Source organism: Streptomyces ortus, from assembly GCF_026341275.1.
Classification (GTDB): Bacteria; Actinomycetota; Actinomycetes; order Streptomycetales; family Streptomycetaceae; genus Streptomyces; species Streptomyces ortus.
Genome location: NZ_JAIFZO010000002.1, coordinates 5691094 through 5708974, shown reverse-complemented (window position 1 = coordinate 5708974; position 17881 = coordinate 5691094). Strand labels below are relative to the sequence as shown.

Sequence of the window (17881 nt, the reverse complement as noted above, 5' to 3'; positions counted from 1 at the left end):
GGGACATGGCGCACGTGCGGTGGGTGGGGCGAGGATCAGGGGGTCTGCTGCGGGACCATCAGCGGCGGTGCGGCCGGCATCGGCGGCACGGCCCTGCTGACGGGTCGGAACGGCGCCAGGAACGGCGGCTCCGGGGTGAGGTGCGCGAAGTCGCGGCACACCGCTGCTACTTCGTCCGGGGTCGTCTCGGGGGTGCGGATACGGGACCAGCCGCCGGAGGTGTCACCGGCCACCGCGACCCCGGGGCGATCCGGAGCGATCGAGGTCACCGCGACCACCGCGTCCGGGGCGATGTCGCCCAATCCCATGTCGGCGGTCTGCTTGTCGTTGACGCGGTGCACCACACGGCCGGTGAGCTGAGCGCGCAGCGCGGTGGCGCCCCTGCCGAGGTCGGATCCGAAGCGCTGCCCGCACACCTCCAGATAGATGCCGATCGCACGGGCCATCTGCCCCAAGCGCACGAGCTGCATGACCGTGCGGTCGCGGGCCGGCTCATCCTTCTTGGAGGTGACCAGGAACAGTTCCGCCACCTCATCGATCAGCACCACCAGGGGCACCGGCCGCACGTGCTCCGGCAGCTCCCACAGGTCCGAGACCCCATACAGGGCGAGCAGGTCGAAGCGCTCTTCCATCTCCGTGACCAGCACATCGATCAACTGCCCGGCAATGTCCGCAGTGGTCGCCAGCGCCGACAGCCGGGACGCGTAGCGGCTGTGCTCGACACCGCGCTTGCAGTCGATCCCGATCAATCCGACCGGGAGCTGGGCCAGCCCCTTGATCAGGTTGCGCTGATACATCGACTTGCCGGACTGGTTCGCGCCGAGCGTCAGGGCCATGGGGACCTTTCGGTAGTCCCGCTCGAAGACCGTGCCGTCCTCGCGCAGCGCCACCGGAATCACCAGGTCACGAGGCTTGGCCTTGCGCGGCATCGTGACCCGCTTGAGGACGTCGTAGCCGGTCATCCGCAGTTCGACATAACCGGGCTTGGTCTCCGCCACGATGATCGAGCGGACTCCCCAGGCGTGGCGCAGGCGCTCGGACGATGCGGCGATGTCGGCAGGCTCCAGGCCGGCGGGCAGACGGAGAGTGACGCGCAGACCGGTCGAGGTTCCCCGGACCCGGCGGACCTTGGGCGCCACCGGCCGCACCTCACGGCGAGCCACGTTGCGGGTCATGAAGGCCCGCATGCCGGACGGCTGCACCGTCAGCCCGCACACATCCATCGTCGAGCGGTACGTCCAGGTGAACCGGCCCCAGGTGACCGGCATCCCCACCAGCGACCAGTACACGCGAGGAGCACGTACCTTCGCGTAGCCGAGACCGCCGGCACCAGCGGCAGCACCACCCAGCTCGAACCACGTCACGATGTCGGTCATGGTCAGGCCGCCGGCGTGATCGCGACCGCGCGGAACGAGATGCCGTGACGCTTCTGGCCGTTGAACTCGTTCTCCCAGTCACGCGCCTTCAGGCCCACCACGCGCACGATCGAGCCCGGCTGAAGACCCTCCGGGTAACCCGTCTCCGGAACGGTGACCTTGTAGAGGTTGCCCTCCCCCTCGTCCGAGATCACCAGACCCACCGTGGACAGACCCGCACCGGAATCCCGGTCCACGGCCCGCTCACCCGTGCGCTTGTCGACGAGCTTCGCCTCAGGGGCAGTCGCCACGATCACGACCGCAGTCGAAAGATCAATCTTGAAGGACGGCATGCGTCACTCCTCAGTCGAGGCGCACTTTCGGTGCGCCAACTGGCTTGAGCCACTTACTGGCTTAAGCCAGTTGAGCACACGCGGACCCTTGGGTCAATAGGTGGCTTGAGCCAGTTGCTATGCTGCCGACATGATGTCCGTCCGCCCCTCGACCCCACAGCCACCCAGCCGTCGCATCGCCGAAGAACTGCGACGTCAGATCGAGTCTGGGAAGTGGCGCCCCGGCGACAAGTTGCCGTCCGAGCGCGCGCTAGCCGAGACGCATGGCGCGGCACGAAACACCGCTCGTGAGGCCATTCGGATACTCGCCGAGCAGGGGCTTGTCACCGCGAAGCACGGCAGCGGTGTTTTCGTACGGGAACCGCAGAGGCTGTTCCGCTTCGGGAGTGATCGCTACTCGCTCAAGAACCGCGAGACCGGATTGACCCCGTTCCGGCTGGAAGCGAAGCGGCAAGGCAAGGTGGCGCGGATCGAGGTCCCGTCCATCGCGCGCGAGAAGCCGCCGGCGGACGTCGCGGACCGCCTGAACGTGCCCGCGGACGAGGAGAGTGTCGTTCACCGGGAAAACCACTACTTCGCAGATGACGAACCGGTGCAAGTCGTCTCAACCTACTTGCGGTGGGATGAAGCACAAGGAACGTTGCTAATGCAGCAGAAGACCAGGAAAGACGGCATCTACGGTCGCCTAGAGGATCTTGGACACGTCATGACGCGCGTCCGCGACGAAATCAGCGCCAGGATGCCCACACCCGAGGAAGCCGCGATTCTTGAGCTTCTGCCTGGCGTTCCGGTTCTTGAAGTGCTGCACACGAGCTTCGACCAGAACGGGACGCCTTTCGAGGTCTCCCGCTACGTACACCGAGCCGACCAAACCGGACTGCTCTACGAGCTGCCCGTCGAGTAACGAGGAGTTGCCCATGCCGTCTGCGGTCATCCGACCCTTCGAAGATTCTGACCTTGCCGAAGCCGCCGCAGCGTTGACCGAGGTGCACGCCACGGATGGGTATCCGGTCGAGGGAGTGGAGCAACCCGAGGTGTGGTTGCGCTCCGATGACGTGATGGCCGCATGGGTGGGAGAGCTGGACGGAGCCGTCGTCGGGCATGTGGCGGTGATGAGCCCGCGGGACGAGGACGCCGTGTCGATGTGGACGCAGCAGAGCGGCGAGCCGGAAGAGCGAATCGGCGTCTTGGCTCGACTGTTCGTCGTGAAGGCCGCCAGGAAGCACGCCCTCGGAGAAGCACTCACGCGAGCTGCGATGGGCTACGGCCGTGAGCACGGGCTGCGACTTGTCCTTGACGTGATGACCAAGGACACCTCCGCCATGCGCCTGTACGAACGTCTCGGCTGGCAAGCGATCGGCAGGACATCGCATCACTACGGAGCCGGCGAGAGCGTTGACGCCATTTGCTACGTCTCGCCCGACGCCTGAGCTGTTACAGGTTTCTCTACCTCATCAAGTCCGGCTGCGCTCCGCTCCGCCGGGCGCGCTTCCCGGCTCTGGCTGCGCCCGCGCTCCTGCCTTCGGCCCGCTCGGCGCTGCCGCCGCCGACGCGCGCCCACGCGTGGATAGGCCGGACGATGGGTTGATCACCATGCAGCACGTCACGGTCAAGGCGATGCCTCCGGCGGGGGATCGGCCGGCACCGGGGCAGAGGGGGCGCCGTTGCCGGCTGCGGCAACGTAGTGGCGTGCGCGGGGAGCTTCCATCCCGACCACCATCGACCCAGGCAGAGCCGAGCAGTCGCGGCCCAGGGCGTCAAGGTCGTTCGTACAGTGGCGCGCTCCACCTTGACGCCCTGAACCACGCCCGCTCCACGGTGTGTGGGTCGACGGCGGACGGGATGGAAGCTGGGGTAGGTGGTGGTGAAGGTGGGCGCGAAGTCCCGCTGTAGCGTGCCCGGATGGATGAACCCAAGATCAAGGTGTACGGCTCAGCCACCGAAATTACCGTCTCGGCCAATGCCGCAGGGCTGAAGGAACTGGCCGAACGCCTCACCGGTCTCGCCAGCCCCGAACTCCGGGACGGATACCACGAGCACCTTGACCCCGGCATCAACCTCGAAGACGGCTCGATCAGCCTGATCCTGGCACGCGACGACAAGCTGTAGGGCTCTCTCCGGCCCAACTGCCGCACGCTCGCGTGATCCGCAAATAAGGCCAAATCGCGACCTACTACAACCCGGTCAGATTCGCTCACACTCGGACACATGGGGGCGATAAGGGGCCACGAGCGGTACTTGTGCGATCAGTGCGGGGAGGCCAATCCCACTGTGCGCGATCGAGGCCGGATCGATCTCATGAACAGACTCTGCGAGACCTGCTGGAACGTCTTCGCCAACGAGATGGCCGAAGCCGATGGAGCCACGGCCGCCCCGAGGCCTGAGCCAGATCCTGACGACCCTTCATGGATCGAGCCGCCAGTTTGCCCCGAGTGCGGATCATTGATCCGCCTATGCCCGACCAGCTATGACCGATGGGTCAGCCTCGACACCACGGAACTGCCCGCCAAAGACGTTCCTGAGCCTCACAGGTGGCGCTTGATGCGGCTCCCGGACCCATTCCACGTCGTCACCGATATCGTGGCTGTACGGGTCCGTGGAATCGATCCACTGCCCGGCGAGCCCGTTGTGCCGGCTCACCGCATGATGTGCCCCTACTGGGGCGATTCGTAGATCACAGCGTGAGACACAGCCCGTGCCCCGAACGTGCCCGACCGAGCAGACACCGGTGGGGAACAACGGGGAACCCCGGTAAGCAGCCGACGAACGCGCAGGTCAGCACTTCACCAGGTCAGCGGGGACCCGGTTACGCGATCTTCCAAACTAGCTACGCGGGTTCGATTCCCGTCGCCCGCTCCAGATGACGTAGGGCCAGGTCAGAGGATCACTCCTCTGACCTGGCCCTACTTCGTTGCGGGGCGCGACCAGGGGGGCGGCCGTCACGTGGCGAGGAACGTCAGCAGGGGGGCGAGGAGTTGGGCCGGGGCGTCCAGGGGGACCAGGTGGCCCGCGTCCGGGATCGTACGCAGGTGGGCGCCGGGGATCAGGGTGGCCAGTTCCTCGCCCCTGGCGGGCGGGATCCAGGTGTCCTCCGTACCCCAGCAGACCGTGACGGGCAGGTCCATCGAGGGGTACAGGCCCTGGATCTCGTCGGTGTGGGCCTGGTCGGCCTGGGCGATCTGGCGGTAGAAGGCCGCCTGCCCGACCTCTCCCGCCCAGGGGGCGACCAGTCCGGTCAGGACGTCGGGGCGCAGTCCGCGATGGCTCGCGGAGCTCACGTACTCACGGACCAGGGCCTCGTGCAGCGGGGCCGGGAGCCGCTCGAAGACGTCGGCGTGGTCGGCGACCAGGCGGAAGAAGGGCGAGCCCCAGGGGGCCAGCGCGACCGGGTCGACCAGCGCGAGCCGCCCGTAGTCGGCCCCGTGGAGCAGATGCGCGCGCAGGGAGACGCAGCCTCCGAAGTCGTGCGCGATCACCGAGGGCCGCGTGAGCCCCCAGAAGTCGAGGAGCCCGGCGAACACCTCCCCCTGAGCCTTCAGGGAGACGTCCTGGCCGTGGGTCTTCGCGGAGCCGCCGTAACCCGGCATGTCCCAGACGTGGACCCGGTGTCCCTCGGCGGCCAGGGCGGGGGCGATCTCGTGCCATACGTACGAGGAGAACGGGGTGCCGTGCAGCAGCACCACCGGGGGGCCGTCCCGCGGTCCGAGGCGGTCCCACCGGAGGGTCCCGTTCGGGCTCTCCCAGCTCTCCCGCAACAGCCAGGCGGTCTTCCCGTTCACGTCGGTGCGCTCCTTCGCCGGATCGCCGGATCGCCGTGCGTCGGCCGCGAACGCGACCGCGGCGGTAGCGGTGCCTGCAGCAGTGCCAGAAGCGGTGGCAATAGCGAAGCCGAAGAGCCGATTCCGGGGTCGTCGGCAGGGGGGCCGTGCGCGGATTTCGCCGGGCGACGGGTCCGGGCAGTGCCGCCCCGTCCGCTCCCGCGCCGCGCGCCCGTGGTTCGCCGGGGCCGTGCGCCCGCTCAGAACTGGATCGAGTTGATGGTCTCCGCTATCGAGTTGAGGAAGCGCTGGATGTCGTCCGCCATGCCTGTGGAGGCCAGGAAGAAGCCGAAGAGCACGGCGACTACCGCCGGCCCCGCCTTGATCGATCCGCCCCGGATCAACACCACCAGGACGATCGCCAACAGCAGCACCACTGACAGCGAAATGGCCACAACTGATCACACCCTACGGTCGGTTCCGCTCTCCCGCCCGGAGGTGCAACCCCGCACACCCCCGCCAGAACCATCGTGCCACCAACAGGGCCCCCGTATGCGGCAGGTGAGGCATCCATCAGTCGGCGGCGTGAACGGCCGGGCCCCGCACGGCAATTCGACGCATCCCCCGCACGAGTAATTCAGAAAGATCGTTTCCATGTCCACACACCTGTGCACACAACCTGTTCGCAGGTAATTCGAATTGTTGGCACAGGCACACCGGCACACCGTCGGGCGGGGCACTAACAGGGCACTAAAGCCGACTCGATCGGACATTCCACCAGAGTCGCCCGCGGGTGGTATGCGATGTTTAGTCATGACGAATCAGGACGTAACATCCGGCCGAATGTGGCGCCCGCCATAGTCGTTGCCATGTCAACTTCACGAAATCCTGGGTACCCGAGGGACGATAAGCAGGATTCGCCTCAGGGGTTTCACGGAATCCCGCAGACAACGCTAGGGTGCTCCAGATGTCCTACGCCGCCTCGTCCCCCGCATGTGCGGCGAGGTCGCGGATCGTCTCCCCCGGCTCCTGGTGGGAGGGTCTGTGACGAACTCGCTCCGTCCGCACGGCCAACAGAGGGCTCCACTCCCACCGGCACAGTCTCCGGCTCCGGGAGTACCGAGTCCGCGACCCTCAGGAACACCGCACGCGGGCACCGCCGCCGCGCCGGACGTCAGACCCGCCAAACAGCGTGACGCGTTCTTCGACAACGCCAAGTACCTCGCGATCGTCTTCGTCGCGATGGGCCACGCCTGGGAACCGCTGACCGACCACAGCCGCGCCGCCGAGGCGCTCTACATGGTCGTCTACACCTTCCACATGCCGGCCTTCATCATCATCTCCGGCTACTTCTCCCGCAGTTTCGACATGCGCCCCGACCGGCTGCGCCGACTGATCACGGGTGTCGTCGTGCCGTACGTCCTCTTCGAGGTGGCGTACTCCTTCTTCAAGAGGTGGGCCGACGACGATCCGAGCCACCCCATCAGCCTGCTGGACCCCTGGTATCTGACGTGGTTCCTGGTCGCGCTCTTCGTGTGGCGGATGACCGTCCCGCTGTGGAAGGTCGTGCGCTGGCCCGTACCGCTCGCGCTCGCCATCGCCGTCCTCGCCTCCGTCTCCCCCGACATCGGCGACGACCTGGACCTCCAACGGGTCCTGCAATTCCTGCCGTTCTTCGTCGTGGGCCTGTTCATGAAGCCCGAGCACTTCCAGATGATGCGGCGCCGCGAGGTCCGGATCCTGTCGGTGCCGGTCCTCGCGCTCACGCTGGCCTTCGCGTACTGGGCGGGGCCGCGGATGAACTCGGCCTGGTTCTACCACCGTGACAGTGCGCAGGAGCTGGGCGCGCCCTGGTGGGCCGGTGTCGTGATGACGCTCGCGATGTTCGGCTGCTCGATGGTGCTCACGTCGTGCTTCTTCGCGTGGGTGCCTCGGCGCAAGATGTGGTTCACGGTTCTCGGCGCGGGCACGCTGTACGGCTATCTGCTGCACGGGTTCCTGGCCAAGGGGTCCCGTTTCTGGGGCTGGTACGACGAGTACACCTGGCTGAGCCATCCCGTCGGCGAGGTGTTGGTGTCCGTCTTCGCGGCGGCGGTCATCACCGCGCTGTGCACGCCCCTGGTGCAGCGGATGTTCCGCTTCGCGATGGAGCCGAAGATGGAGTGGGCGTTCCGGCGGGACGCCACGGAGGTTGCCCGCGAGCGGGCCAAGTCCTGAGGGCTTGGGCCGCTCGGCTCGTGCGCGTACCGGTGCGGCTGCTGGGGTAGCGGGTCGGCTGCGGTTCCGCTGTGGACGGGACTGCGCCGTTCCCCGCGCCCCTTGAAGGCAATCCTGCGGGTCTGTCGTCGCTGGGTGCGCCGTTCCCCGCGCCCCTGAAAGGCAACCTGCGGGTCTGTCATGGCTCGGTGCGCCGTTCCCCGCGCCCCTGAAAGGCAATCGTGCGGGTCTGTCATGGCTCGGTGCGCCGTTCCCCGCGCCCCTGAAAGGCAACCTGCGGGTTTGTCGTCGCTCGGTGCGGCGTTCCCCCGCGCCCCTTGGGGGCGCCCCTGCGAGGGGTGTCTCAGGGGCGTGGGGGGTTTTGTAGGTCCAGGAGTTCGTGCATCTTTTTGTACTTCTCTGTCAGGCGTGTGCGGGTGGGGGTGTCCAGCGCCGCCAGCCTCTCCGGGTTCGCGTTGTGGGCCAGGTCCGACTCCTTCACCAGGAGTGCGCCGGGCGTGGCGAGGATGCGGGCCGCGTACGCCTGCGGGGACTCGCCCGGCCGCTTGGTGACCGCCAGCACGATGGCCTTCGTACGAGCGGACAGCGCGGCCTCGCGCAGCCAGTCCTCCGAGAGCGCGTCGTCCTCCACGGAGTCGTGCAGCCAGGCCGCGGCGATCTGGTCCTCGTCGCCGCCGCGGACGCGCACCCCCTCGGCCACCGCCCGCAGATGCTCGACGTACGGGCGGCCCGCCTTGTCGGTCTGGGCGGCGTGCGCGTCGCGCGCCAGGGCCTCGACCTCGGTGAGGGTCAGCGGTGGGCGGGGCTCGTTGTCGGTCATGCGTCGAGTGTGCCCTGCTGTGAGGTTCCGTCCGTCCCGCCCCAGGCGGGGAGAAGCCCACACTTATCGACCCCGCGTGATCGTTTGGTAAACTAAGTACTGACGCTTTCTTGACGTTCTCTTGACTCGTCTTTATTCAGCGGACCACTCCCTCCCCCTCGACCACGAAGGAACGGGCCCATCGGACACGCAGAGCTTCTGATCGCCATGGGCGGCGCCTTTCTGGCCGCCGCCGTTCTCGCCCGCGTGGGTGCCCGGATCGGGCTCCCCACCATCCCTCTCTTCATCCTGGCCGGGATACTCCTCGGCCCCCACACGCCCGGCTTCGTGCTCGTCTCGGACCCGCACGAGATGGAGATGCTCTCCGCGCTCGGCCTGGTGCTGCTGCTCTTCTACCTCGGCCTCGAATTCCACATGGACGACCTCAAGGCGGGCGGGCGCCGGATGGCGCTCTCCGGAGGGACCTACCTCGCCCTGAACGTCGGCGCGGGCCTGGGCTTCGGCTTCGCCCTCGGCTGGGGTACGTCCGAGGCGCTGGTGCTCGCCGGTGTGCTCGGTATCTCCTCGTCGGCGATCGTCACGAAGGTGCTGGTCGACACGGGGCGGCTCGGCAATCCCGAGACCAAGCCGATCCTCGGCATCATCGTGGTGGAGGACATCTTCCTCGCCCTGTACCTGGCGGCCCTCCAGCCGATCCTGTCCGGCGCCGACTCACTCGGCTCGGCGGTCCTGGACGGGGGGAAGGCCTTCGCCTTCCTGCTGCTGCTGGCGCTCGCCGCGCGCTTCGGTACGCGGATCGTGGGGCGGCTCTTCGACACCAGGGACGACGAACTGCTCGTCATCTCCTTCCTCGGTGCGGCCGTGTTCATGGCGGGGGTCTCGGAGTGGTTCGGAGTGGCGGACGCGATCGGGGCGTTCATGGTGGGTCTGATGCTCGGCAGCACGACGTCGGGGCCGCGGATCCTCAAGCTGGTGCATCCGCTGCGGGACGCCTTCGGGGCGATGTTCTTCTTCGCGTTCGGCCTGTCCATCGATCCGGGGGATCTGCCGACCGTGTTGTGGCCGGTGCTGGCGGCGGTCGCGCTGACGCTGGTCATGAATGTGCTGGCGGGGTTGGGGGCGGCGCGGATCTACGGGTTCGGGGCGGGGCCCGCCGCGAACATCTCGACCACGTTGCTGGCTCGGGGGGAGTTCGCGTTGATCCTTGCGACGATGGCCGCGGTGGCGGGGCTCGATGAGCGGCTGTCGCCGTTCATCGCGGGGTATGTGCTGGTGCTGGCCGTGCTGGGGCCGTTGGCCGCGGGGCGGTCGGGGTGGCTGGCGCGGGTGCTCCCCGGCGGGAAGAGCGAGCGGACCCCTGAGCCGCAGGAGCCGACACCGGTCGCCTGAGAAACCCCTCTCGCCCCCGCCGCCCCTACCCGTTCCCGTCCCCATTCGGGGGCTACGCCCCCGCCCCCCCATGTCCTCAAACGCCGGACAGGCTGAAAAACCCGGCAGGGGGGCCGGGGGGCGCAACCCCGCCCTCAGGGGCGCGGGGAACTGCGCAAACGGAAGCGCAAACATGACCCCCCTCAGGAACGCAAGAACCACCTGGCCGGGCATCGGGGCGCAGCCCCGCCCTCAGGGGCGCGGGGAACTGCGCAGAGGGAAGCCCGGCGTGACGCCCCCTCAGGAACGCAAGGCACCGCCCGGCTGGGGGGCAAGGGGCCCGGAACCGCCCGGCTTCAAGGCTCGCCACGTGGCGGGGCGGTGGGGCGCAGCCCCGCCCGGGGTCAGAGGGTCGCGGGACCCGTCGTCGCGCCCTCCCGGCAGATCAGCAGCAACGCCCTGTCATCGTTCACGTCCTTCGCCACCGCCTCGATCAGATGCCAGGCCGCCCCGTGGAAACCACCGGCCACATACCGGTCCGCCTCCCCCGTAAGCCGGTCGATGCCCTCGACGATGTCCCGCTCGGACGTCTCCACCAGGCCGTCCGTGAACAGCATGAGGACGTCACCGGGACGCAGAGAGCCCTTGACCGAGTCGAACTGCGCCCCGCCGTACACCCCGAGCAGCGGCCCTTCCGCGACCTTCTCCTCCCAGCGCCCGTTGCCCGCGCTGAGCTGAAGGCCCGGCGGATGTCCGGCGGAGAAGAGTTCGTAGTCGCCCGAGTCCAGGTCGAGGACCAGGTGGATGGACGTGGCGAAGCCCTCGTCCCAGTCCTGGCGGAGCAGATAGCCGTTCGCCGCGGGCAGGAAGGCGTGCGGCGGCAGGGACCCCAGCAGCCCCCCGAACGCGCCGGACAGGAGCAGCGCACGCGACCCCGCGTCCATGCCCTTGCCGGAGACGTCGGTCAGGACGACCTCCAGTGTGCGCCCGCCGTTCGTACGCGCCGCGACGACGAAGTCGCCGGAGAACGACTGACCGCCGGCCGGCCGCAGCGCCATCTCCCGGTGCCAGCCCGCCGGCAGCTTCGGCAGCTTGCTCTGCACCCGGATCCGTTCACGCAGGTCGAACAGCATCGTCCCGCCGCGCCGCCACGGCACCCCGACCCGGCTGCGGAACTGGGCGATCAGCAGGCCGAAGAATCCGCACGCGGCGACGACCAGCACGATGCCCGGTGTCACCCGGGAGGGGCCTTCGGTGTACGGGCCGAGCCTCACGGACTCGACGATCAGCGCGGTGGCGGCAGCGGCGTACAGGCTGAGCAGGCTGGAGGGGCGCAGCAGGAGGCCGCCCGCGACGATCGGCAGGACGAGCAACGCCGGCGAGCACCAGACGGAGTTCATGAGTGTGACGCCGGCGAGCACGGGAATGGTCATCAGGAGCAGGGCCAGCGCGACCCAGTCGGAGCCGTCGCCGCGGAAGTAGTCGACGGCGGATCTGCGCAGCCCTGTGCGGACCCGGTGTACTTGCTTCTTCAACCGGGCCGTGAACGTATCGGCTTCTGCGCGCCGCTCTCGTCCTGCTGCCATTAGTTCGGGACCCTATCCATCGGACCAGGTGCTTGGCACGGGAGGTCCCACTTGTCCCCCGTCCGGGGACGGAAGTCACAGGGAAGCCCGGTCATCGCAGAGCGTACGGCCGGAAGGGGACCCGGCACCGCCCGCCCGGGAGAAATCCGGTCGCTCATCCCGGATTGCCCTGGTAGGCATGGGGACATGACGACAGACTTGCGCGCGCTGACCCCCGCCGACTGGGACGCGTGGTACGGGAAACTGGAGCTCGCGTTCGGCGGCGTCCCGGAATCGGCCGAGGAGCGCGCCCTGTGGAGCGATCTCACGGAGTACGACCGCTCCCTCGGGGTCTGGGACGGTGACGAGTGCGTGGGCACGGCCGGCGCCTTCTCCTTCCGGCTCACGGTGCCGGGCGGCGCGTCCGTACCGACCGCCGGCGTCACGATGGTGAGCGTCGCCTCGACGCACCGCAGGCGCGGGGTGCTCACCTCGATGATGCGTCGCCAACTGGACGACGTACGGTCCTGGGGTGAACCGCTCGCCGCCCTGACGGCGTCCGAACCGGCCATCTACGGGCGTTTCGGCTACGGCATCGCGACCCAGCAACTGCGCGCCGAGATCGACACGGCCCGGGTGCGCCTGTCGGTGCCGGACGGCACGGACGACGTACGCCTGCGGCTCGTGAAGCCGGCCGCGCCGGGGGTTCCCGAGGCCTGCGAGGCGGTGTACGCGCGTCATGTGGCGGAGCGGCCCGGGATGCTGGCGCGGCGGCCCGGCTGGGAGCGGCTGCCGCTGCTCGACCCGGAGAGCGACCGCAAGGGCACCTCGCCCCTGCAGTGCGTGCTCGCGCGGCGGGGGGACGAAGTCGTGGGCTACGCGCGCTACTTCATCAAGCCGGACTGGGAGCCGGCCGGGCCGAAGGGCACGGTCGAGGTGCGCGATCTGGAGGCGCTGGACCCGGCCGCGTACGCGGCGCTGTGGCGGCACCTCTTCGGTATCGACCTGACGTCGAGGATCAAGCTGTGGAACAGGCCCCTGGACGACGCCTGGCAGCACCTCGTCTCCGACACCCGGCGGTGCGACCTGGCGCCGCGCGACTCGCTCCATGTGCGGCTCGTCGAGGTCGGCGCGGCGCTGGAGGCGCGGACGTACCAGGCGCCGGTGGATGTGGTGTTCGAGGTCGAGGACGCCTTCTGTCCCTGGAACGAGGGGCGTTGGCGGCTGTCCGGCGACGCGAAGAGCGCGTCCTGCGCGCGGACCACCGACCCGGCCGACATCGCCCTGTCCGTAAGGGACTTGGGGGCGGCCTACCTCGGCGGCGTCTCCCTCGTCTCGCTGGCCGCGGCGGGCCGGGTGCGGGAACTGCGCCGGGGCGCCCTCGGGGAGGCCGCGCCCGGCTTCGCCTCCGTCGTCGCGCCCTGGCTGCCGCACGGCTTCTGAGTCCGTCCCGTGAACCGGCCCTCCGACGAACCGGCCCCGCGCATCCGTCGTCCGCATACGTCCTCTGTGCCGTCGTGAACCTCCGGGCGGGCAGGTCCGGTTGGGCCGTGGAGGGCCCGATGACGTCGCGCGTACCCCGGTCGGCCGATCGTATGCGCGGCGAGTCGATCCCATCGGCGGGCCCAGAAATTTTCAGCTGCCCGTGCGGTGCGGTGGTCCGTTCCGGGCGGAGGGGCCCGCCCGGCCCCGCGTCCGCCGTCCCGTCGCCTCCGTCACCTGCGGAAACCTTCGCCCCCCGCACGTACCGCACCCCCGCGTGACACCGCCGCGGGGGTGGGCCCGTGTCGGGGCACGGACCGCCGGACATCCCCAGGCGGTGCCTTCTCCCGCCCTTGACACATCGCGACGAGCCACTTGTATGGTCTAGGCCAACAGAACGCGCCGTTCCGTTCGGGGAGTTGGCCCTTCGCTGGAGCAACCTACCCTGCGTGAACGGCCGCAGCGGTTCCCCTTCGAGCCTCTTGGCCCCCCACCCACGAGAGGCCGGTCCCGTCACGTACGGTCCCCCACACAGCCGTGCGTGCCCGGGAAGGCCTGATGTGAAGGAGTCCCCATGCACGCCAGCAGGAAGACGGCTGCCCTCATAGGTGCCGTACTCGCCCCCGTCATCGCCGTGAGCCTGCCCGCCGGGTCGGCGAGCGCCCACGGCTACATCTCCGATCCGCCCAGCCGCCAGGCGCAGTGCGCCGCGGGCACGGTGTCCTGCGGGGACATCACCTACGAGCCGCAGAGCGTCGAGGGCCCCAAGGGCCTGACCAGCTGCAGTGGCGGCAACAGCCGCTTCTCCGACCTGGACGACGACAGCAGGGGCTGGACCGTCACGCCGGTGCCGAAGAACGCGACGTTCTCGTGGAAGCTGACCGCCCGGCACTCCACCAGCACCTGGGACTACTACGTCGGCGGCTCGCGGATCGCGCGGTTCGACGACGGCGGGGCCCAGCCGGACGCGGTGGTGAACCACCAGGTCGACTTCGGCGGCCTCACCGGCAAGCAGAAGGTCCTGGCCGTCTGGAACGTGGCCGACACCGACAACGCCTTCTACGCCTGCATCGACGTCAACGTCGGCGGCTGACGGGCCGCGCGTCCCCCCACACCTCACTCCCACCCCACAGGAGTCGTACCGTGCACCGACGCATACTCGGACTGCTGACCGCCACCGGCGCTGCCGCCGCCCTCTGCACGCTCACCCTCGCCCCGACGGCCTCGGCGCAGAAGGCCGGCGACAACACCTCGGCCGCCGCGTTCGTGGTCAGCGAGGCCCAGTTCGACGCCATGTTCCCGGGCCGCAACTCGTTCTACACGTACAGCGGTCTCACCGCCGCGCTCGACGCCTACCCGGGCTTCGGCACCACGGGCAGCGACACGGTGAAGAAGCAGGAGGCCGCCGCCTTCCTCGCCAACGTCGGCCACGAGACCGGCGGCCTGCAGTACGTGGTGGAGCAGAACACCGCCAACTACCCGCACTACTGCGACACCGGGCAGCCGTACGGCTGCCCGGCCGGCAACGACAAGTACTACGGCCGGGGCCCGGTCCAGCTCAGCTGGAACTTCAACTACAAGGCCGCGGGCGACGCCCTCGGCATCGACCTGCTCAACAACCCCGACCTCGTGCAGAACGACGCGGCCGTCGCCTGGAAGACGGGCCTGTGGTACTGGAACACCCAGACCGGGCCCGGCACCATGACGCCGCACGACGCCATGGTCGACGGCGCCGGATTCGGCGAGACCATCCGCTCGATCAACGGCAGCCTGGAGTGCGACGGCGGCAACCCGGGCCAGGTCCAGAGCCGGATCGACAACTACCAGCGCTTCACGCAACTGCTCGGCGTCGAGCCCGGCGGCAACCTCAGCTGCTGACCCCGGGGCCGAGCCCCTGGCCGCTCGGCTCCGGCCCCACCCGGACCGAGCGGCACCCGCCCGCCCTCCATCCCCCCTCACCCCACTGACGAGGACCGCATGAATCTGCTCTCCCCCCGCAAGCTGACGGCGTCCCTGGCCGTCGCGGCGGCGCTCGGCGCCGTCGCCATCGTCGCAGGACCGGCCGACCGGGCCTCCGCCGTCGCGGACACCATCCCGCTCACCCTGAAGAACACCTCGGGCAGCGGCGAGCAGGTGTACGTGTACGTGATCGGCACCGAACTCGCCTCCGGCAAGCAGGGATACGCCGACGAGACCGGCACCTTCCACGCCTGGCCGGCTGGTGGCGCCCCGCCCGTCCCGGCCCCCGACGCCTCGTTCGCCGGGCCCGCCGACGGCGCGTCCAAGACCGTCCGGCTCCCGAAGTTCTCCGGCCGCGTCTACTTCTCGTACGGCCAGAAGCTGGACTTCAGGCTCGCCGACGGTGGACTCGTGCAGCCCGCCGTGCAGAACGCCTCGGACCCCAACCACGACACCCTGTTCAACTGGACCGAGTACACGCTCAACGACTCCGGTCTGTGGCTGAACTCCACCCAGGTCGACATGTTCTCCGCCCCCTACTCCGTGGGGCTCACCGCCGGCGACGGCTCCACCAAGGAGACCGGCAAGCTCAAGCCGGGCGGCTACCGGGCCGTCGTCGACGGGCTGAAGGCACAGGGCGGCGGCTGGGAGGGACTGGTCGAGTCCCGCGGCGACGGCACACCGCTGCGGGTGCTCGCCCCGGGCCACGCCATCGGCTCGGGTGCCATCCCGGCGGATGTGATGAACGACTACATCGACCGGGTCTGGACGAAGTACGCCACCGACACGCTCACGGTGACCCCGTTCAAGGACCAGCCCGACAAGAAGTTCCAGGGCAAGGTCAACGGCGACAAGATGGACTTCACCGACGGTACGGGTGCCGTCGTGACGTCCTTCGACAAGCCCGACTCGGACTCCGTGTTCGGCTGCTACAACAAGCTGGACGCCCCCAACGACCAGGTCCGCGGCCCCATTTCACGCACCCTGTGCGCCGCGTACAACCGGTCGACCCTGCTCAGCAACTCCGAGCAGCCCGACGCCGACGCGTCCGGCTTCTACCAGGACGGCGTCACCAACCACTACGCCCGGCTGGTCCACGAGCAGATGCAGAACGGGCAGGCGTACGCCTTCGCGTTCGACGACGTCGGCAACCACGAGTCGCTGGTGCACGACGGCGACCCGAAGGACGCGACCATCTCCCTCGACTCCTTCGAATGAGGGCCGGTGCTCACGCCTTCTGACAGGTAGGGCACCAGAAGAGGTTGCGGGCGGCGAGACCGGCGGTGCGGATCTCGCCGCCACAGACGTGGCAGGGCAGGGTGGCCCTGCGGTACACGTAGACCTCGCCGCCGTGGTCGTCCTTGCGCGGCGGGCGGCCCATCGCCTCCGGCTCGTGCTCCGGCCGGACCGTGTCGATCCGGTTGTTGCGGACCCCCTCGCGCATGAGCGCCACCAGGTCCGCCCACATCGCGTCCCACTCGGCGCGCGTGACGCCCCGGCCCGGCCGGTACGGGTCGATGCCGTGCCGGAAGAGGACCTCGGCGCGGTAGACGTTGCCGACGCCCGCGATGACCTTCTGGTCCATGAGCAGGGCGGCGATCGTCGTACGGCTGCGGGAGACGCGCTCGTACGCCCGCTCCGGCTCGGCGTCCTCGCGCAGCGGGTCGGGGCCCAGGCGGGCGTGTATCGCCTGCTTCTCCGCGTCCGTGATCAGGGTGCAGGTCGTGGGGCCGCGGAGGTCCACGTACGCGGTGTCGTTCCTGAGCCTCAGGCGGACCGTGTCGGTGGGCGGGAGCGCGGGGGATCCGCCGAAGGCGACCTTGCCGAAGAGGCCGAGGTGGATGTGGATCCAGTCCTCCGTCTCGAAGCGGAGGAAGAGGTGCTTTCCGTGGGCCTCGGCGGTGGTGAGGGTCGTGCCGTCCAGGAGGGCGGCGGCGGCCGTGAACTTGCCCTGGGGGCTGGTCACGTGGGCCTTGCGGTCGCCGAACGCGCGGAGGTAGTCCTCGGCCAGGCGGTGGATGGTGTGCCCCTCCGGCACGGGTCCTCCTAGGGTCTGTCTGACAATTCCCGTCGTCGCCCGTAGGGCGGCTGCGCGGCGTCAGGTGCGTGCTCTCGGTGTGCCGGGCGTAGAGCCTCGTACTGGACGTACTTGGCTCTGCGCCCGGTGCGGCGAGAGTGCGTGCATGGCGTCGCGCGGCAGACGGGAATTGTCAGACAGACCCTAGGGGGGTTCTCCTCCCCAGCCCCGCCCCTTCCCGAAACCGGGGGCTGCGCCCCCGGACCCCCTGTCGCGCTGACGCGCTCGTCCTCAAACGCCGGACGGGCTGAAATGCTTCAGCCCGTCCGGCGTTTGCGGACCGGGGGTTCGGGGGTAGCGCCCCCGAGGTAGGGGCGGCGGGGGCGAATAAAGTTCTAGCCCTGCGGGTGGTGCGCCGGGATCGCGGGGAGGTCCCCGGTCGACTCGTACGCCGACAGCATGTCGATCCGCCGAACGTGCCGCTCATCACCCGAGAACGGCGTGTTCAGGAAGGTCTCGACGAACTTCGTCGCCTCCTCCTCGGAGTGCATCCGCGCCCCCACGGCCACGACATTGGCGTCATTGTGCTGCCGCCCGAGCGCCGCGGTCTCCACGCTCCACGCGAGAGCCGCCCGCACCCCCGCCACCTTGTTCGCGGCGATCTGCTCGCCGTTCCCGGACCCGCCGATCACGATGCCCAGCCCCTCGGGGTCGGCCGCGGCACGCTCGGCGGCACGCAGGCAGAACGGCGGGTAGTCGTCCTGGGCGTCGTAAATGAGGGGCCCGCAGTCGACGGGCTCGTGCCCGGCGGACTTGAGCCACTCGACGAGGTGGTTCTTGAGTTCGAAACCGGCATGGTCGGAACCGAGGTACACGCGCATGGTCCGAGTGTGACACGGCCGTTTCGGATCGGCCCCGTCGGGGCAGGCGCGGGAAACTCTCCGGGGTGGTTCCCGGAAAAGCACCAGCAACACTACAGAACCTCAG

18 protein-coding genes are annotated in these 17881 nt (G+C 69.2%); 10 read left to right on the top strand and 8 right to left on the bottom strand.

Annotation, left to right across the window (positions count from 1 at the left end):
• Nucleotides 1–35: 35 nt before the first annotated feature.
• Both K3769_RS28610 and K3769_RS28605 read right to left on the bottom strand, forming a co-directional pair.
• A complete protein-coding gene (locus K3769_RS28610; RefSeq protein ID WP_267029152.1) occupies nucleotides 36–1376 on the bottom strand; it encodes an FtsK/SpoIIIE domain-containing protein in 1341 nt (446 codons plus the stop codon).
• A gap of 2 nt (nucleotides 1377–1378) precedes the next feature.
• Nucleotides 1379–1708: an SCO3933 family regulatory protein gene (locus K3769_RS28605; RefSeq protein ID WP_267029151.1), complete on the bottom strand. Its 330-nt coding sequence runs from the start codon at nucleotides 1706–1708 to the stop codon at nucleotides 1379–1381.
• A gap of 130 nt (nucleotides 1709–1838) precedes the next feature.
• On the opposite strand from K3769_RS28605, the gene K3769_RS28600 reads away from it, so the two are divergent.
• The 4 genes from K3769_RS28600 (at nucleotide 1839) to K3769_RS28585 (ending at nucleotide 4381) form a co-directional block, all read left to right on the top strand.
• Nucleotides 1839–2612 (top strand): GntR family transcriptional regulator, encoded by a 774-nt coding sequence (locus K3769_RS28600; protein ID WP_267029150.1) that lies wholly within the window; start codon nucleotides 1839–1841, stop codon nucleotides 2610–2612.
• A 13-nt stretch (nucleotides 2613–2625) separates the two neighbouring features.
• Nucleotides 2626–3138 carry a GNAT family N-acetyltransferase gene (locus K3769_RS28595; RefSeq protein WP_267029149.1) on the top strand — a complete coding sequence of 171 codons (513 nt, stop codon included), beginning with the start codon at nucleotides 2626–2628 and terminating at the stop codon, nucleotides 3136–3138.
• Between the two features lie 472 nt (nucleotides 3139–3610).
• A complete protein-coding gene (locus K3769_RS28590; protein ID WP_267029148.1) occupies nucleotides 3611–3817 on the top strand; it encodes an Imm32 family immunity protein in 207 nt (68 codons plus the stop codon).
• A gap of 99 nt (nucleotides 3818–3916) precedes the next feature.
• Entirely contained in the window at nucleotides 3917–4381 is a 465-nt protein-coding gene (locus tag K3769_RS28585; protein WP_308216409.1) for a DUF6083 domain-containing protein, read from the top strand.
• Nucleotides 4382–4647: 266 nt separating this feature from the next.
• Here the strand turns inward: K3769_RS28585 and K3769_RS28580 are convergent, their stop codons facing one another.
• Both K3769_RS28580 and K3769_RS28575 read right to left on the bottom strand, forming a co-directional pair.
• Nucleotides 4648–5487 (bottom strand): alpha/beta fold hydrolase, encoded by an 840-nt coding sequence (locus K3769_RS28580; RefSeq protein WP_267029147.1) that lies wholly within the window; start codon nucleotides 5485–5487, stop codon nucleotides 4648–4650.
• Nucleotides 5488–5726: 239 nt separating this feature from the next.
• Nucleotides 5727–5921, bottom strand: a complete 195-nt coding sequence (locus K3769_RS28575) for a hypothetical protein (RefSeq protein WP_107016269.1) — start codon at nucleotides 5919–5921, stop codon at nucleotides 5727–5729.
• Between the two features lie 589 nt (nucleotides 5922–6510).
• Here K3769_RS28575 and K3769_RS28570 point away from each other — a divergent pair.
• Nucleotides 6511–7683, top strand: a complete 1173-nt coding sequence (locus K3769_RS28570; protein ID WP_267029146.1) for an acyltransferase family protein — start codon at nucleotides 6511–6513, stop codon at nucleotides 7681–7683.
• A gap of 343 nt (nucleotides 7684–8026) precedes the next feature.
• On the opposite strand, the gene K3769_RS28565 is transcribed toward K3769_RS28570, so the two are convergent.
• Nucleotides 8027–8503 (bottom strand): HD domain-containing protein, encoded by a 477-nt coding sequence (locus K3769_RS28565; RefSeq protein WP_267029145.1) that lies wholly within the window; start codon nucleotides 8501–8503, stop codon nucleotides 8027–8029.
• Nucleotides 8504–8710: 207 nt separating this feature from the next.
• Here K3769_RS28565 and K3769_RS28560 point away from each other — a divergent pair, with 207 nt between their 5' ends.
• On the top strand, nucleotides 8711–9892 hold the full coding sequence (locus K3769_RS28560) for a cation:proton antiporter (protein WP_267029144.1): 1182 nt from the start codon (nucleotides 8711–8713) through the stop codon (nucleotides 9890–9892).
• A gap of 383 nt (nucleotides 9893–10275) precedes the next feature.
• Here K3769_RS28560 and K3769_RS28555 read toward each other — a convergent pair whose 3' ends face one another.
• A complete protein-coding gene (locus K3769_RS28555; RefSeq protein WP_267029143.1) occupies nucleotides 10276–11457 on the bottom strand; it encodes a PP2C family protein-serine/threonine phosphatase in 1182 nt (393 codons plus the stop codon).
• Nucleotides 11458–11643: 186 nt separating this feature from the next.
• Here K3769_RS28555 and K3769_RS28550 point away from each other — a divergent pair, with 186 nt between their 5' ends.
• The 4 genes from K3769_RS28550 to K3769_RS28535 all read left to right on the top strand — a co-directional run bounded on the left by K3769_RS28550 (nucleotide 11644) and on the right by K3769_RS28535 (nucleotide 16095).
• Nucleotides 11644–12879: a GNAT family N-acetyltransferase gene (locus K3769_RS28550; RefSeq protein ID WP_267029142.1), complete on the top strand. Its 1236-nt coding sequence runs from the start codon at nucleotides 11644–11646 to the stop codon at nucleotides 12877–12879.
• A 613-nt stretch (nucleotides 12880–13492) separates the two neighbouring features.
• Nucleotides 13493–14011, top strand: a complete 519-nt coding sequence (locus K3769_RS28545) for a lytic polysaccharide monooxygenase auxiliary activity family 9 protein (RefSeq protein WP_267029141.1) — start codon at nucleotides 13493–13495, stop codon at nucleotides 14009–14011.
• Nucleotides 14012–14061: 50 nt separating this feature from the next.
• Nucleotides 14062–14796, top strand: coding sequence for a chitinase (locus K3769_RS28540; protein WP_267029140.1), 735 nt, complete (start codon nucleotides 14062–14064; stop codon nucleotides 14794–14796).
• A 99-nt stretch (nucleotides 14797–14895) separates the two neighbouring features.
• On the top strand, nucleotides 14896–16095 hold the full coding sequence (locus K3769_RS28535; RefSeq protein WP_372515057.1) for a glycoside hydrolase family 64 protein: 1200 nt from the start codon (nucleotides 14896–14898) through the stop codon (nucleotides 16093–16095).
• A 10-nt stretch (nucleotides 16096–16105) separates the two neighbouring features.
• On the opposite strand, the gene K3769_RS28530 is transcribed toward K3769_RS28535, so the two are convergent.
• Nucleotides 16106–16915 (bottom strand): Fpg/Nei family DNA glycosylase, encoded by an 810-nt coding sequence (locus tag K3769_RS28530; protein ID WP_267029139.1) that lies wholly within the window; start codon nucleotides 16913–16915, stop codon nucleotides 16106–16108.
• 374 nt (nucleotides 16916–17289) lie between these two features.
• Nucleotides 17290–17775, bottom strand: coding sequence for a ribose-5-phosphate isomerase (locus K3769_RS28525; protein ID WP_267029138.1), 486 nt, complete (start codon nucleotides 17773–17775; stop codon nucleotides 17290–17292).
• Nucleotides 17776–17881 lie beyond the last annotated feature (106 nt).